This is a genomic window from Streptomyces achromogenes (assembly GCF_030816715.1).
In the GTDB taxonomy this organism is placed as follows: domain Bacteria; phylum Actinomycetota; class Actinomycetes; order Streptomycetales; family Streptomycetaceae; genus Streptomyces; species Streptomyces achromogenes_A.
The window spans coordinates 254,405-272,700 of sequence record NZ_JAUSYH010000001.1 but is presented as its reverse complement, the minus strand read 5'-3'; the positions used below and the strand labels follow the sequence as shown (position 1 = coordinate 272,700).

2 protein-coding genes are annotated in these 18,296 nt (G+C 73.9%); both read left to right on the top strand.

Going from position 1 to position 18,296, the window contains the following annotated elements:
* Positions 1-50 precede the first annotated feature (50 nt).
* Positions 51-6,635, top strand: a complete 6,585-nt coding sequence (locus QF032_RS01175; protein ID WP_373430273.1) for an SDR family NAD(P)-dependent oxidoreductase — start codon at positions 51-53, stop codon at positions 6,633-6,635.
* 27 nt (positions 6,636-6,662) lie between these two features.
* Entirely contained in the window at positions 6,663-18,296 is an 11,634-nt protein-coding gene (locus QF032_RS01170; RefSeq protein WP_307054464.1) for an SDR family NAD(P)-dependent oxidoreductase, read from the top strand.

The window sequence follows — 18,296 nt, the reverse complement described above, 5'->3', positions numbered from 1 at the left end:
GTCGCCGGCTTTAGCGACGGCTAAGGAGCCGCCAAGACCACCGATCTACCGTGAACGAACCGCGTGGCTGCCGCCCGGAACGGGACGGCCCACCCGCCGCACACCCTGAGGAGAGTGGATCGCCGATGGCGGACGAGGACAAGCTCCGCGCCTATCTCAAGCGGGCGACGACGGACCTTCAGGAGGCCCGACGCCGACTCCAGCAGGTCGAGTCGGACAGGCGTGAGCCGATCGCCCTCGTCGCCATGTCCTGCCGGTACCCCGGTGACGTCCGTACCCCGGGCGATCTGTGGCGGACGGTGGCCGACGGGCACGACGCCATCGGGGAGTTCCCCGCCGACCGTGGCTGGGGCGTGGACGAGCTGTACGATCCCGACCCCGACAGCCTCGGCAAGTCCGCCACCCGCCAGGGCGGCTTCCTGTACGACGCCGGTCACTTCGACGCCGGGTTCTTCGGCATCTCGCCACGAGAGGCACTCGCCGTCGACCCGCAGCAGCGCGTGCTGCTCACCCTCGCCTGGGAGACGGTGGAGCGCGCCGGTATCCTGCCCGCCGCCCTCCGCGGCGAACAGGTGGGTGTGTTCACCGGTGTCATGTACAGCGACTACGGCACCCGCATCCACCAGCCCTCCGAAGAGTTCGAGGGCTACCTCGTACAGGGCAGCGCCGCCAGCATCGCCTCCGGCCGGATCGCCTACACCTTCGGCCTCCAGGGCCCGGCGGTGACGGTGGACACGGCGTGCTCGTCCTCGCTCGTCGCGATCCACCTGGCCGCCCAGGCGCTGCGGCGCGGCGAGTGCGCCCTCGCCCTCGCCGGCGGGGTGACCGTGATGGCCACCCCCAACACCTTCGTGGAATTCAGCCGCCAGCGAGGACTCGCCCCCGACGGTCGCTGCAAGGCCTTCTCCGCGCGGGCCGACGGCACCGGCTGGAGCGAGGGCGCCGGGCTGCTGCTCCTCGAGAGGCTGTCGGACGCACGCCGCAACGGGCACCCCGTCCTGGCGGTGATCCGGGGCAGCGCCGTCAACCAGGACGGGGCCAGCAGCCAGCTCACCGCGCCGAACGGTCCGGCGCAGCAGCGGGTGATCCGGCAGGCGTTGGCGGACGCGGGTGTGTCGGCGGCCGAGGTGGACGTGGTGGAGGCGCACGGCACGGGCACGTCACTCGGTGATCCGATCGAGGCGGAGGCGCTGATCGCCACGTACGGCCGGGAGCGGTCCGTGGACCGGCCGTTGTGGCTGGGGTCGTTGAAGTCGAACATCGGTCACACGCAGGCCGCGGCTGGTGTCGGTGGTGTGATCAAGATGGTGGAGGCCATCCGTCACGGCGAGTTGCCGCGGACGCTGCATGTGGACGAGCCCTCTCCGCACGTGGACTGGTCCGCGGGTACGGTCCGGCTCCTGACCGAACCCCAGGAGTGGCAGTCCTCCGGCCCGCGCCGGGCCGCGGTGTCCTCCTTCGGGATCAGCGGCACCAACGCCCACCTGATCCTTGAGCAGGCCCCCGACGAGGACTCCGCCGCCCCGCGGGAAGAGACGACGCTGCCGCTGTTGCTGTCGGCGCGCTCGCCGGAGGCGGTGCGGGAGCAGGCGGCCCGGCTGCACGCGCACCTGACGGCGCGGCCCGAGACCGGGGCCGGGGACGCGGCGTACACGCTGGCCACCGCCCGTACGGTGTTCCGGCACCGAGCCGTCGTCCTGGGCACCGGCCGCGACGAACTGCTGGGTGCGCTGGAAGCCCTCGCGCAGGACAGGCCGTCCGCCGACGTGGTGTCCGGTGTGGTCCCCGACCACAGCGGCAAGGCGGTGTTCGTCTTTCCGGGGCAGGGGTCGCAGTGGGTGGGGATGGGCCGGGAGCTGCTGGCGGGTGAGCCGGTGTTCGCGGAGCGTCTTGCCGAGTGTGCGGCGGCGCTGGAGCCGTTCACCGGGTGGTCGGTGGTGGATGTGCTGCGGGGGGTGGCGGATGCGCCGTCGCTGGAGCGTGTGGATGTGGTGCAGCCGGTGCTGTTCGCGGTGATGGTGTCGCTGGCGGCGGTGTGGCGGGAGTTCGGGGTGCGTCCGGCCGCTGTGGTGGGGCATTCGCAGGGTGAGATCGCGGCGGCGTGTGTGGCGGGTGCGTTGAGTCTGGAGGACGCGGCGCGTGTGGTGGCGCTGCGCAGCAAGGCGATCAGGGCGCTCGCCGGAAAGGGCGGCATGCTCTCCGTGCCGCTCGCCGCCGAGCGCGTCGCCGCCGACCTCGAACCCTGGGCCGGCCGTGCCGGAGTGGCGGCCGTCAACGGCGCCTCCTCCACCGTGGTCTCCGGCGACGCCTCCGCGCTGGAGGAGATCCTCGCCGAGTACCTGGCACAGGACGTACGCGCCCGAGCCGTACCGGTCGACTACGCCTCGCACTCGGCCCACGTCGAGGCCATCGAGGAGGAGATCCGCACCGCCCTCGCCCCGATCGTCCCCATGAGCACGGAGATCCCGGTGTTCTCCACCCTCACCGGCGACTGGGCCGAGCCGACCGCCTTCGACGCCGACTACTGGTACCGCAACCTGCGCCACCCGGTGCGCTTCGGCCCGGCCACCCAGGCCCTCGCCGCCTCGGGCCACACCGTGTTCATCGAGGTCAGCGCCCACCCGGTGCTGGTGATGGGCATCCAGGAAACGCTGGACGCGGCCGACCTGCCGGGCACCGCCTTCGGCACCCTGCGCCGTGACCAGGGCGGGTTGCGGCAGTTCACCGAGGCCGTCGGGCACGCCCACCTGGCCGGCCTCCCTGTCCACTGGGGCCGACTCGCTGCGGACGGCGCTCGCCCGGCCGAGCTGCCCACCTACCCGTTCCAGGAGGAACGCCTCTGGCTGGAAGCCGAGTCGGCGCTGTCCGACGCGGCCGAACTGGGGCTGCTCGCCGCTGGCCATCCGCTGCTGGGGGCCGCCGTCGATCTCGCCGACGGCGGTACGGTCCTCACCGGACGGCTCTCGGCCACCGCCCAGCCCTGGCTCGCCGACCACGCCGTGTTCGACACCGTCCTGCTGCCCGGCGCCGCTCTGCTCGAACTGGCCATCCGCCTCGGCGACGAGGTGCGCTGCCCGCGCGTCGACGAACTCACCCTGGAGGCACCGCTCGTTCTGCCCGAGCACGGCTCGCTGCGGATCCAGCTGGTGGCCGAGGCAGCCGACGACAGCGGGCGACGCGCCTTCGCCGTGCACTCCCGCACCGAAGACGACCTGCCCTGGCAGCGACACGCCTCCGGCGTGCTCGCCCCGGACGACGGGGTGCCCGCACCCACGCCCGCGCCCGCGACCTGGCCGCCGACCGGCGCCCGACGGGTCGAACTGGACGGTTTCTACGCCGGGCTGGCCGCAACCGGGTACGGCTACGGCCCCGCCTTCCAGGGCCTGCGGGCGCTGTGGCAGGACGGCGACGACCTGTACGCCGAGATCGAACTGGCCGACGCGTCCGCCACCGAGGCCGCACGGTACGGCATCCACCCCGCGCTGCTGGACGCCGTACTGCACGCGCTCTGCTGCGACCGGCCGGACACCGTCCGGCTGCCCTTCGCGTGGGCCGGCGTCCGGCTGCACGCGGGCGGCGCCACCGCCGTCCGGGCCCAGCTCAGCCGTACCGGACCCGACCAGGTCACCCTCATGCTCACCGACGCCACCGGAGCGCCGGTGCTCACCGCCGACTCGCTCACCCTGCGCGCCACCGACGCCGCGCGGCTCGCCGACCGCCGTCACAGCCCCGACGCGCTGCTCGCCCCGCACTGGCGACCGGCCGCCCTGGAGCAGGCCACACCGGTGGCCGTCGACGCCTGGGCCCTCCTGGGGGACGTCCCGCTCGGTGACCCGAGCCGGCCGGCGGCCGACGCCTCGCGCCGCCACTGCCACCTGGACGACCTCTGCGCCGAGGTGGCGTCCGGCGCGCCGGCGCCGGAGATCGTCCTCCTGTCCGTCGACGCGGTGGCCGGCCCGCCGGCGGGCGCCGCTGCCGGGACCCCGGTCGATCCGGCAGCCCCGGACACCACCAGGGCCACCGTCCTCACCGCGCTGACGGCCGTACAACAGTTCCTCGCCTCGCCCGAGTTGGCGGAGAGCCGACTCGTCCTGCTCACCCACGGTGCCGTCGCCGCGGCACCCGGGGAGACGGTGGACAACCCGGCCGCAGCCGCCGTATGGGGTCTGGTGCGCACCGCACAGTCCGAGCACCCCGGGCGGTTCGTGCTGGCCGACCTCGACGCGCCGGATGCCGCACCCGAGCTCCTGGCCGCCGCGCTCGGCGGCGAGGAACCCCAGTTCGCGATCCGGGGCGGCGAGGTCCTGCTGCCTCGCCTGATCCGCACCGGCGAACAGGAGCGGCTCGCCCCGCCGGCCGACGCGTCCAACTGGAAGCTCGACACCACCGGCATGGGCACCTTCGAGAACCTCGCCCTTGTCCCCTCCACCGACGACACCCGGCCCCTGGAACCCGGCGAGGTCCGCGTCGCCGTCCGCGCCGCCGGCCTGAACTTCCGCGACACATTGATCGCCCTCGGAATGTACCCCGGCGAGGCCGCGATCGGCGGCGAAGCCGCAGGAACCGTCGTCGAGGTCGCCCCCGACGTGACCGGACTGGCACCCGGCGACCGCGTGATGGGCCTGTTCCCACGCGGAGGCGTCGCGCCCCTCGCGGTCACCGACCACCGCCTGCTGGGCAGGATCCCGCGCGGCTGGACCTACACGCAGGCCGCCTGCGCCCCGGTCGTCTACCTCACCGCCTACTACGGGCTGCGCGACCTCGCCGACGTACAGCAGGGCGAGTCCCTGCTGATCCACGCCGTCACCGGCGGAGTCGGCATGGCCGCCCTGCAACTCGCCCGCCACTGGGGCCTGGAGGTGTACGGCACCGCCAGCCCCGGCAAGTGGGGCACCGCCCGCGCCCTCGGCCTGGACGGTGAACGCCTCGCCTCCTCCCGCGACCTGGAGTTCGAGGACCGGTTCCGTGCCATGACCGGCGGGCGGGGCGTGGACGTGGTGCTCAACTCCCTCGCCCGCGAGTTCGTCGACGCCTCGCTCCGGCTGCTCGGCCCCGGAGGACGGTTCCTCGAGATGGGCAAGACCGACATCCGGCCCGCCGCCGACCTGGCCGTCGACCACCCGGGAGTCGCCTACCACCCGTACGACCTGGTGCTGGACGCCGGACCAGACCGGATCGGAGAGATGCTCGGCGAACTCGCCGACCTCTTCGACGGGGGCGTTCTCACCCCCCTGCCCACCACCACCTGGGACGCGGCCCGGACACCCGCAGCCTTCCGCCACCTCGCCCAAGCCCGCCACACCGGCAAACTGGCCGTGGTGCTCCCGCCGCGCCTCACCCCCGCCCACACCGTCCTGATCACCGGTGGCACCGGCACCCTCGGCGCCCTCACCGCCCGTCACCTCGTCACCCGGCACGCCGTACGGCACCTGCTGCTCATCGGCCGGCAGGGCGAACGGGCACCTGGAGCGGCCGAACTGTACGCGGAACTCACCGCGTTGGGCGCCCACGTCACCATCGCCGCCTGTGACGCCGCCGACCCCGACGACCTGGCGGCCCTGGTCGCCCGCATCCCGGCCGAGCACCCGCTGACCGCGGTCGTCCACGCGGCCGGCGTCCTCGACGACGCGACCGTGGACCGGCTCACCCCCGAACAGTTCGACCGGGTCCTGCGCGCCAAGGTGGACGCCGCCTGGAACCTGCATCGGCTCACCCGCGACGCGGACCTGTCGGCGTTCGTGGTCTTCTCCTCCCTCGCCGGCGTCCTCGGCAGCCCAGGCCAGGGCAACTACGCCGCCGCCAACGCCTATCTGGACGCACTCGTCCAGCACCGCCGCGGCCAGGGACTTCCGGCCACCTCCCTGGTCTGGGGCCTGTGGACCCAGGCCTCCGGCATGACCGGAGCGATGAACGCGGCCGACGTACGGCGGGTCTCCGCACACGGCATCCGCCCGGTCGAACCCGCTGAAGGCCTGGCCCGGTTCGACGCGGCCCTCGCCCACGGCGGCGCCGTGCTCGTCCCGGCCGACCCCGACACCGCCGCGCTGCGCGCCGCCGAGCCCACGTCCGTAACACCGCTGCTGCGCGACCTGGCCCACCACACCGTACGGCCCACCGCGCGGCCCGCCGGGGGCGCGGTCCTGGACGGCATGGACGAGACCGAACAACACCGGTATCTGGTCGACCTGGTCCGCACCCACGCGGCCACCGTCCTCGGACACGCCACGGCCGAGGCGATCGACGCGGCGCAGGAGTTCAAGAAGCTCGGCTTCGACTCGCTGACCGCCGTCGAACTGCGCAACCGGCTCGCCACCGCGACCGGGCTGCGCCTGCCGGCCACCCTCGTCTTCGACCATCCCACGCCCACCGGCCTGGCCGCCGAACTGCGCACCCGGCTCGCCCCCGCCCACTCCACCCCGAGCGTCCTCGCCGAACTCGACCGGCTCGCGGACCGGTTGCACACCGCCGACGTCGACGCCGACACCCGTACGGCCATCGGGGAACGTCTCGGCGCGCTGCTGCGCTCCTGGACCACCTCAGCCGACGGCGTCCACGACCAGTCCGCCGAGGGCCTCGGCTCCGCCACCGACGAAGAACTGTTCAGCGTGATCGAGAACGAGCTCGGAATCTCCTGAGCCTGCCCCGGAGGATGTTGACGTCGCATGGCAAACGATCAGACGGCGAACGACGCCAAGCTCCGTGACTACCTGAAGAAGGTCACCACCGAGCTCCGGCAGGCCCGCCAGCAACTCGCCGACACCGAGGCCCGCGCACACGATCCGGTCGCGGTGGTCGGCATGGCCTGCCGCCTGCCCGGCCGCGTGACCTCCCCCGACGACCTCTGGCAGCTCGTCGCCGAAGGACGCGATGCCCTCCGTCCCTTCCCGACCGACCGCGGCTGGGACTTCGACACACTGTTCGACCCGGATCCCGAGCGGCCAGGCAGCTGCTACGCCCGCAGCGGCGGATTCCTCGAGGACGCGGACGGCTTCGACGCCGCGTTCTTCGACATCTCCCCGCGTGAGGCACTGGCCATGGCCCCGCAGCAACGGCTCATCCTGGAGACCGCCTGGGAGGCCCTCGAACACGCAGGCCTCGAACCCGGCGCCCTGCGCAGCAGCCGCACCGGTGTCTACACCGGCGCCGACGACCAGGACTACGCCACCGTACTCGCCGGCACCTCCGCCGACCTGCACGGCTACATCGGCACCGGCACCCTCTCGGCCCTGATCTCCGGCCGTATCGCGTACACGTTCGGTCTGGAGGGCCCGGCGGTGACGGTGGACACGGCGTGCTCGTCGTCCCTCGTCGCGATCCACCTGGCGGTGCAGGCGTTGCGGCGCGGCGAGTGCACCCTCGCCCTCGCCGGCGGCGTCGCGGTGATGTCGACCCCCAACGTCCTCACCGATTTCAGCCGCCAGCGCGGGCTTGCCCCGGACGGCCGCTGCAAGGCGTTCGCGGCGGGGGCGGACGGCACGGGCTTCGCCGAGGGGGCAGGGCTCCTGGTCCTGGAGCGGTTGTCGGATGCGCGGCGCAATGGTCATCGGGTGTTGGCGGTGATTCGGGGGAGTGCGGTCAATCAGGATGGTGCGTCGAACGGGTTGACGGCGCCGAACGGTCCGGCTCAGCAGCGGGTGATCCGGCAGGCGTTGGCGGATGCGGGTGTGTCGGCGGCCGAGGTGGACGTGGTGGAGGCGCATGGTACGGGAACGAGGTTGGGTGATCCGATCGAGGCGGAGGCGCTGATCGCGACGTATGGTGCGGCGCGGTCGGCGGATCGGCCTTTGTGGCTGGGGTCGTTGAAGTCGAACATCGGGCATGCGCAGGCGGCTGCGGGTGTCGGTGGTGTGATCAAGATGGTGGAGGCGGTCCGTCGGGGTGAGCTGCCGCGGACGTTGCATGTGGATGAGCCTTCGCCGCATGTGGACTGGTCGGCGGGCACGGTCCAACTGCTGACCGAGTCCCGGGAGTGGGTTTCGGACGGTCCGCGCAGGGCCGGGGTGTCCTCGTTCGGGATCAGCGGCACCAACGCCCACTTGATCCTCGAACAAGCTCCGGACGCCGAACGATCCGCTCTTGCGGACCCGCCCGCCGGCGCCCTGCTGCCCTGGGTGCTTTCCGCGCGGAGCGCCGACGCGCTGCGCGAGCAGGCCCGTCGGCTTGCCGACCGGTTGCCTCTTCTGTCGGCTGGGGCAGGTCTCGCCGACATCGGACACGCCCTGTTGACCACCCGGGCCGCTTTCGACCACCGCGCGGTGGTCGTCGCGGGTGGGACGGACGACTTCCTTGCCGCACTGCGTGCTCTGGCTGAGGGCCGGCGGGTGCCGGGTGTGGTGGCGGGGAGTGTGGTGGGGGCTGCTCGTACGGCGTTTGTGTTCACCGGTCAGGGTGCTCAGCGGGTGGGGATGGGGCGGGAGTTGTATGGGTCGTTCCCGGTGTTCGCGGCGGCGTTGGATGAGGTGTGCGGGTTTGTGGATCCGCTGTTGGGGCGGTCGTTGCGGGAGGTGATGTTCGAGGGTCCGGGTGAGGTGCTGGATCGGACGGAGGTGACGCAGCCGGCGTTGTTCGCGTTCGAGGTGGCGTTGTTCCGGCTGGTGGAGTCCTTCGGGGTGCGGCCGGATGCGGTGGTGGGGCATTCGGTGGGGGAGTTGGCTGCGGCGTGCGTGGCGGGTGTGGTGTCGCTGGCGGATGCCTGTGCGGTGGTCGTGGCCCGGGGCCGGCTGATGGGCGCGGCGCCTGAGGGTGGTGCGATGGTCGCTGTCGAGGCGTCCGAGTCGGAGGTGTTGGACGTCCTTGGTGACGGGGTGTCGATCGCCGGGGTGAACGGGCCTGGGGCTGTGGTGATCTCCGGGGACGAGGGCGCTGTGGTGGCGGCTGCGGGGGCGTTGGAGGGGCGGGGGTGTCGCACGCGTCGGTTGCGGGTCAGTCATGCCTTCCATTCCGCGCATATGGAGGGTGTTCTGGAGGAGTTCGCCGCGGTGGTGCGGGGGGTGTCCTGGGGGCGGTCCTCGCTTGCGGTGGCGTCGACGCTGTCGGGGCGGGTGGATGCGGGGCAGTGGTCGGATCCGGAGTACTGGGTGCGGCAGATCCGTGAACCGGTCCGATTCCTCGACGGTATCCGGGCGTTGGAGGCCGAGGGCGTCACGGCTTATCTGGAGCTGGGTCCGGACGCGGCGCTGACCGGGGCGGTCCCGGCCTGCCTGACGGACCCGGAGTCGGAAACGCCGGCGGTGGCTGCTGTGCGCCGTGACCGCGGCGAAACGGCCACGGTGTTCACCGCGCTGGCGGTATTGCACACCCACGGCGTGCCCGTCGACTGGTCGCCGTGCTATGCCGGTCTGGGCGACGCGGACCGGCCGGTGCACGTGGAGTTGCCGACCTATCCCTTCGAGCACCAGCGTTACTGGGCGGACGGCACGGGCGCCACCGCCTCGGTGGCGTCGGCCGGGCTGGAGACGGTCGAGCACGCGGTGCTGTCGGCGGCCGTCGACCTGGCGGACGCGGACGGCCTGGTGCTGACCGGCCGTTTCGCCCTCCGTGAGCAGGAGTGGCTGGCCGACCACACGATCGTCGGCACGGTCGTCGTGCCCGGTACGGCCTTCGTCGAGCTGGCTGTCCGCGCCGCCGACCGGGTGGGCTGCGACGAGGTCGAGGAACTAGTCCTGGAGTCGCCGTTGGTGATGTCGGGCCAGGAGACCGTCGACCTGCAGATCGTGCTGGGGCGGCCCGACGCGGCCGGTCGGCGCACCCTTGGCGTCCACAGCCGCCCCGGTGGCGCAACCGGCCCTACCGCGCCGTGGACCCGGCATGCCACCGGTGTCCTCGCGCCCGGTACCCCGGTGCCCGGCGCCGACCTGACGGCTTGGCCACCGCCGGCCCCGGAACTGCCCATCACCGACGCCTACCAGCGGCTGGCCGCGCACGGTCTCGGCTACGGACCGGCACTGCGCGGCATGGCCCGCGCCTGGGGCAGCGGGGACAACCTGTGGGCCGAGGTCGAACTGCCCGCCGGCAGTTCGGCCGCCGGGTACGGCGTGCACCCCGCGCTGATGGACGCGGCACTTCACCCGTTCGCGCTGCTCGCGGTCGAGGGCGCCGGAGCGGACACCGCTCCGGTCCGCCTGCCCTTCTCCTGGAGCGGCATCCGGCTGCACGCCTCGGGCGCGACCGCGCTGAGGGTGCACCTCGCGCGCCGGGGCGAGGACGCGGTGGCCTTGGAGGTGGCCGACGCCGCGGGCGCGCCCGTCCTGTCGGTGGCGTCCTTGGTGTTCCGGGCCATCGCTGCGGAACAGCTGACTGCCGCCGGTGCCCAGCGGCACGACACCCTGTTCACCACCGAGTGGACTCCCGTACCGGTCGGCACGTCCAGCGTTCCGCGGGTGGCGCTCCTCGGCCCGGACGACCTGGGACTGACGGGCGTGGAGCGCCACCCGACGCCCGCCGCACTGGCCGAGGCGGCCGCGGCCGGGGCCGGGCTGCCCGATGCCGTCCTGGTGGCTGTCGGCCCGGCGGACGGGACGGGCGCACCCGCCGACGCTTCGGCCCACGGGCCTGTACCCGCCGCCGTCCACGACACCGTCTCTCATGTGCTGACGCTGCTCCAGGAGTGGGTGAGCGACGAGCGGCTGGACGGTTGTCGGCTGGTTCTGGTGACCCGGAGCGCGGTCGCCCCCGACGCCGGGCCCGGCCCGGACGATCCGGTGGCCGCCCCGGCGTGGGGACTGGTCCGCGCGGCGCAGGCCGAGCACCCGGGCCGGTTTCTGCTGCTGGACGTGGACGACGATCCGGCCTCGGCGCGCGCCGCACTGACCGCGCCCGGTGTCGACGAACCGCGACTGTCCATCAAGAGCGGCACGTTGTACGCCCCCAGGCTGGCCCGGGCGCAGCTCGGCGGCCGGCTCCAGCCGCCGGCGGACGCACCGGCCTGGCGGCTGGACGCCGTACCCAGGGGTTCGCTCGCCAACCTGACGCTGGTGCCGGCCGCGACCCCGGCCGGGCCACCCGGTGCCGGGCGGGTGCGGATCGCGGTCCGGGCCGCGGCTCTGGACAACCAGGACGTGCTCGCGGCCCTCGGCATGCTGCCCGATGAGCCGCCGCTGGGCGCGGAGGGCGCCGGAATCGTGATCGAGGTCGGTTCCGGCGTCACCGGATTCGCCCCTGGGGACCGGGTGTTCGGTTTGTTCCCCGGCGCCGTCGCCTCCCTCGCGGAGACCGACCACCGGCTCCTTGCGCCGATACCCTCCGGCTGGACGTACACGCAGGCCGCGACCTTGCCCCTCACCTCGCTCGCGGCTCACCGGGCCCTGCGCGGGCTCGCCGTCGGCCTGCCGGGGCGGACACTGCTGGTGCGCGCGGCGGACAGCGGGGCAGGCCCGGCGGTGGTGTGTCTGGCCCGGCACTACGGCTGGGAGGTCCAGGCGGTGGCTGCGGACTTCACGGAGGACCACGAAAGCCCGTTCGATGCTGTCCTCGACGCCGCCGAACTCCCGCCGTGGCCGGACCGGCACACCCCGGAGGAGGCCCTCGATGCGTTCGCGGAACTGGTGCCGCTGTGGCAGCGGGGTGTGCTCACCCCGCTGCCGGCCGCGGTGCGTGACGTGGCTGGCGTCCGTGAGTCGCTGAGCCTGCTCAACGAGACCGGGCAGGCCCGGAAGGTCGTCCTGGCCATCCCGGCCGCACCCCGGCCGGACGACACCGTGCTGATCACCGGCGGCACCGGCGGACTCGGCGCTCTGCTCGCCCGCCACCTGGTCGCCGAGCGGGGCGTACGGCGTCTGCTGTTGACCAGTCGCCGGGGGTTGGAGGCTCCTGGGGCGGAGGAACTGGCCGCGCAGTTGCGTGCGTCGGGTGCCGAGGTGACCGTCGCCGCATGTGACGTGGCGGACCGGGCGGCGCTGGCCGCGCTGTTGGAGACGGTCCCCGCCGAGCATCCGCTGACCGCGGTCGTGCACGCGGCCGGCGTCCTCGACGACGGAACGCTGAGCGCACTGACCCCCGGCCGGCTGGCCTGCGTGCTGGCCCCCAAGGCCGACGCCGCCTGGCACCTGCACGAGCTGACCCGCGGCCTCGACCTGGCCTCCTTCACGCTGTTCTCCTCGCTCGCCGGCATCCTGGGCAACGCGGGGCAGGGCAACTACGCGGCGGCCAACGCCTTCCTCGACGCTCTCGCCGCCCGCCGTAGCGCCGAGGGACTCCCCGCGACCTCGCTCGCGTGGGGCCCCTGGGCCACCGACGGGATGGCTGGCGATCTCGACGCTGCCGGCCTCGACCGGTTGGCCCGGCTCGGCGCCGTACCGCTGACGGCCGACGAGGGCCTCGCTCTGTTCGACGCGGCGGCCGGTCTTCCCGGAGCGTTCGTGGCGGCCCGCCTGACACCGCCCCGGCACCCGGACGGCGAGGTGCCGCATCTGCTGCGCGGCCTGCTCCCGCGCCCGGTCCGCCGGGCCGCCCAAGCGGCGTCCGCACCGCGCTCCGCACTCGCTGACCGGCTGGCCCGGCTGCCTGAGGTCGCCCGAGCGCGGGCCCTGACCGACCTGGTCCGCGAGCAGGTCGCGGACGTCCTCGGACACTCCGGGCCAGCCACCGTCGACCCGGGACGGCCTTTCAAGGAGTCCGGTTTCGACTCGCTCACCGCCGTCGAACTGCGCAACCGCCTCGACGCGGCGACCGGGTTGCGACTGCCCGCGACGCTGGTCTTCGACCACCCCACCCCCGAGGCCGTCGCAGCCCTTCTGCACGAACGGCTCGCGCCATCCGGACCGCAGCCCGCCCTTCCCGGCACCGGCGCCCCGGCGACTCCGGACGACGAGGACGCCATCGCCATCATCGCCATGAGCTGCCGCTACCCCGGCGGCGCGAACGAGCCCGAGGACCTGTGGCGGCTGGTCGCGGAGGGCCGGGACGCGACCTCCGCGTTCCCGACCGACCGCGGCTGGCGCGTCGAGGATCTCTACGACGCGGACCCGGACGCCCTGGGCACCGCGTACACGCGGCGCGGCGGCTTCGTCGACCACGCAGACGCCTTCGACGCCGCGTTCTTCGGCATCTCGCCACGAGAGGCCCTGGCCATGGATCCACAGCAGCGGCTGCTGCTCGAGACCGCCTGGGAGGTCTTCGAACGGGCCGGCATCGACCCCGGCGCGGTGCGGGGCAGCGACACCGGCGTGATCCTCGGCGTCGTACCCGCCGAGTACGTCACCCGCCCGCCGGGCACCCCGCACGATCTGGAGGGCTACCTGCTGACCGGCAACACCACCAGTGTCGCCGCCGGACGCGTGGCCTACACATTCGGCCTCCAGGGCCCCGCCTTCACCGTCGACACGGCGTGCTCCTCGTCCCTCGTGGCGCTGCACCTGGCCACCCGCGCGCTGCGCGACGGCGAGTGCTCACTGGCCCTCACGGGAGGGGCCACGGTCATCTCCAGCCCCACGGTGTACGTCGAGTTCAGCCGCCAGCGCGCGCTCTCGCCTGACGGCCGTTGCCGGGCGTTCGCGGCGGGCGCGGACGGTACGGGCTTCGCCGAGGGCGCGGGCATGCTGCTCCTGGAGAGGTTGTCGGACGCGCGGCGCAACGGGCACCGGGTGCTGGCGGTGATCCGGGGGAGTGCGGTCAATCAGGATGGCGCGTCGAACGGGTTGACCGCGCCGAACGGTCCGGCGCAGCAGCGGGTGATCCGGCTGGCGTTGGCGGACGCGGGTGTGTCGGCGGCCGAGGTGGACGTGGTGGAGGCGCACGGCACGGGTACCACGTTGGGTGACCCGATCGAGGCGGAGGCGCTGATCGCCACGTACGGCCGGGAGCGGTCCGTGGACCGGCCGTTGTGGCTGGGGTCGTTGAAGTCGAACATCGGTCACACGCAGGCCGCGGCGGGTGTCGGTGGTGTGATCAAGATGGTGGAGGCCATCCGTCACGGCGAGTTGCCGCGGACGCTGCATGTGGACGAGCCCTCTCCGCACGTGGACTGGTCCGCGGGTACGGTCCGGCTCCTGACCGAACCTCAGCGTTGGCAGTCCTCCGGCCCGCGCCGGGCCGCGGTGTCCTCCTTCGGGGTGAGCGGCACCAACGCCCATGTGATCCTCGAACAGGCACCCGACGGCGAACCGCCCGCTCCCGCCCCGGCGGTGCCGCCGGGCACGGTGCTGCCCTGGGTGCTCTCCGCCCGGAGCACCAACGCCCTGCGAGAACAGGCCCGTCGGCTGCTCGGCCGACTCGCGGCCGACCCGGACGCCGAACCGGCCCCGCTCGCGGCAGCGCTCGCCACCACCCGCGCCGAGTTCGAACACCGGGCAGTGATCGTGGGCGCCGACCGCGCCGAGCTGATCCAGGGCCTGACCGCACTCGCCGACGATGTACCCGCGCCGAACCTGGTCACCGGTCTCGCGGAGAGCCGGATCGACCCCGTGTTCGTCTTTCCGGGGCAGGGGTCGCAGTGGGTGGGGATGGGCCGGGAGCTGCTGGCGGGTGAGCCGGTGTTCGCGGAGCGTCTTGCCGAGTGTGCGGCGGCGCTGGAGCCGTTCACCGGGTGGTCGGTGGTGGATGTGCTGCGGGGGGTGGCGGATGCGCCGTCGCTGGAGCGTGTGGATGTGGTGCAGCCGGTGCTGTTCGCGGTGATGGTGTCGCTGGCGGCGGTGTGGCGGGAGTTCGGGGTGCGTCCGGCCGCTGTGGTGGGGCATTCGCAGGGTGAGATCGCGGCGGCGTGTGTGGCGGGTGCGTTGAGTCTGGAGGACGCGGCGCGTGTGGTGGCGCTGCGCAGCAAGGCGATCAGGGCGCTCGCCGGAAAGGGCGGCATGCTCTCCGTCGCGGCCTCCGCCGAACAGGCTGCCGCCCTCATCGCCGACCGGCCGGGACGGCTCGCGCTCGCCGCTGTCAACGGACCCGCCGCCGTGGTCGTCTCCGGCGACGGCGAGGCCCTCGACGAACTGGCCGACCGCTGTGCACACGACGGCATACGCACCCGCCGGATAATCGTCGACTACGCCTCCCACTCGGCCCACGTCGAGGCCGTCGAGGAGGAGATCCGCACCGCCCTCGCGCCGGTCGTCCCCAGGAGTCCGGAGGTCCCGGTGTTCTCCACCCTCACCGGCGACTGGGCCGAGCCGACCGCCTTCGACGCCGACTACTGGTACCGCAACCTGCGCCGGACCGTCCGCTTCCACGAGGTCGTCACGGCGCTGGCCGAGCAGGGGCACCGGCTGTTCGTGGAGAGCAGCCCGCACCCCGTCCTGGCCCCGGCGGTCCAGGAGACCCTGGACGCCGTGGCGCCCGGCACCGCCGGAGCCCTCGGTACGTTGCGGCGTGACGACGGCGGCCGCACGCGGCTGCTGCTGTCACTGGCCGAGGCATACGTCCAGGGCGCCCCGGTCTCCTGGCGCACGCTGTTCGCCGCCACCGAGGCGATCCCGCTGCCGACCTACCCCTTCCAGCGGGAGCGGTACTGGCTCGACCCGGTCGTGCGGCCCGGCACCGCATCCGCCGCCGGCCCGGGTGGCCTCGGGCACCCGCTGCTCGACACCGCCGTCGTCCTTGCGGGCGAGGCCGGTGTCCTGCTCACCGGGACGCTCTCGCTCGCTGCCCACCCGTGGCTGGCCGGCCACGCCGTGGACGGAGTGGTCCTGCTGCCCGGCACCGCCTTCCTCGAACTCACCCTGCACGCCGGCCGGCAGACCGACTGCGCCGAGGTGGAAGACCTCACCCTGGAGGCGCCGCTTGCCCTGCCCGCCGCCGGAGAGACGTGGCTGCAGGTGCTGGTGGGCCCCGCCGACGCCGAGGGCCGCCGCCCGGTCACCGTGCACTCTCGCCCGGCGGCCGCCGCTTCCGCGGGTGAGACGGACTGGACGCGGCACGCCTCCGGCACCGTACGACCCGCGACGGCGCTCACCCCGCCGCCGGCGCCCGCCGGCACCCCCTGGCCGCCGCAGGACGCCGTCCCGGCCGACGTCGACGCGTTCTACCCGCTGCTGGCCGAGCGCGGCTACGGCTACGGCCCGGCCTTCCAGGGGCTGCGTGCCGCCTGGCGACGGGACGGGACCAGGTTCGCCGAGGTGCGGCTCCCCGGCGGCGACGGCTTCACGCTGCACCCCGCGCTGCTCGACGCGGCCCTGCACGTGCTGGCCCTCGAAGCGATCGCCGATCCGGCCGAAGGCGGGATCCGGCTGCCCTTCTCCTGGAGCGGGGTCCGGCTGCACGCGACCGGTGCCACCGCCCTGCGTGTCGAGGTCACCCCGGTCGGCCCGGACGTCGTGTCGCTGGCCCTGAGCACGCCGGACGGCACCCCGCTCGGCACCGTGGACGAACTGACGGTCCGCCCGATCAGCGCCCGGCAGCTGGCCGCCCTGCGCAGCGCCGACCCCCTGCCGCTGCACCAGGTGGAGTGGGTCGAACTGCCGCCCGTACCGGCCTCGCCCGCACCTTCCTGCGTCCTGCTGGAAGCCGTGGACGAGGCGCACACCCCCACCGGGAACCCGGCCGTGGACCCGGAACTGCTGTCCCTCGCCGTCCTGGCCGATGCCGAGCGGGTGCCCGAACTCGTGCTGGTGCGGTCCACGGCCGCCCCGGACGACGGCAGCCCCGAAGCGGTCAGGGCCGCGCTCGACCGCGTCCTGGAACTCGTCCAGACCTGGCTGGAGGACGAGCGCTTCGACGGCGCCCGGCTGGTCGTCTGCACCCGCAACGCGGTCGGCGCCGACCCGGAGACCCGGCTCACCGGCCTCGCGGACGCCGCGGTGTGGGGGCTCGTCCGCTCCGCCCAGTCCGAACACCCCGACCGGCTGGCCCTCCTCGATCTGGACAGGGACGCCGACCGGCCCGACGTACCGCACCAGGTGCTGTCCCGGCTGGCCGCCGGCGAACCCCAACTCGCCCTGCACGACGGGCGGATCCTCGCCCCCCGGCTCACGCCGGCCCCGACCGCCGGGGACATGGCGCCGAGCACCGGCCGGGCGGCCCCCGCCGATCGGCCGGCCCCCGCTGTGCTCACGGGCATCGACCCGGCGGGCACCGTGCTGATCACCGGCGGCACCGGCACCCTCGGTGCCCTCTTCGCCCGCCACCTGGTCGCCGCACACGGCGCGCGGCACCTGCTGCTCGCCGGCCGGCGAGGCACGGACGCCCCGGGCGCCGCCGAACTCGTCGCCGAGCTGTCGGAGTCGGGCGCCGAGGTCACGGTCGCCGCGTGCGACGTGGCGGACCGGACGGCACTGGCGGACCTGGTCGCGGGCATCCCCGCCGAGCACCCGCTGACCGCCGTCGTGCACACCGCGGGCGTCCTCGACGACGGCGTCGTCGCCTCGCTCGCGCCACACAATCTCGACACGGTCCTGCGGGCCAAGGCCGACGCGGCCTGGTACCTGCACGAGCTGACCCGGGACATGGATCTGGGCGCGTTCGTGCTGTTCTCCTCCGTCGCCGGCACCCTCGGCAGCCCCGGCCAGGCCAACTACGCTGCCGCCAACGCCTACCTCGACGCCCTCGCCCAGCACCGCCGGGCCACGGGCCGGCCGGCTATGTCGCTGGCCTGGGGGCTGTGGGCCGAGGCCAGCGACATGACCGGCCACCTCGACGGCGCTCGCCTCGAACGGCTGCGGCGCGGCGGCGTCGTACCGCTCACCGGCGACGACGGGCGCGCCCTGTTCGACGCCGCGCTGAGTTCCGGACATCCCGCGCTCGTTCCCGTCCGGTTGGACTTCGCCGCGCTGCGGCAGGCGGCCGCCCAGGGCACCCTGCCCGGCGTGCTCCGCGACCTGGTCCCCGCCCCCGCTCGCGCGGCCGCGCCCGCCGAGGCGGAGAACTTGGCGGTCGACCGGATCCTGGCCCTCCCTGCGGAGCAGCGCGACGAGGCCCTCCTCGACCTGGTCCGGGCCGCCGTGGCCGCGGTCCTCGGCCACGCCTCGCCGGACTCGGTGGATCCGCTCCAGGCGTTCAAGGAGATCGGCTTCGATTCGCTCACCGCCGTCCAGCTGCGCAACCGGCTGACCGCGGCCACCGGACTGCGGCTGCCCGCGACCCTCGTCTTCGACTACCCCACCCCGGCGACGCTCGCCGCCCACTTGGGCACCGAACTGCTCCCGCCCGCAACCGCCCCGGCGGACCGCCTGCTGGCCAAGCTGACCGAGTTGGAGGACGCGCTGCCCGACGAGGCGACGGACGAGGAGGCCAGGGAGCTGGCGGCCCGGCTGGAGGCCGTTCTCGCCCGCTGGCGCCGTCCCTCGGCCATCCAGTCGGCCGAGAAGCTCCAGGAGGCGTCCGCCGACGAGATATTCGCCATCATCGACAACGAACTCGGCCGACGCACCACCTGA

Coding starts and splice junctions, on each gene's coding strand:
- QF032_RS01170 (WP_307054464.1), top strand. CDS start 6,663: ATGGCAAACGATCAGACGGCGAACGACGCCAAGCTCCGTGACTACCTG.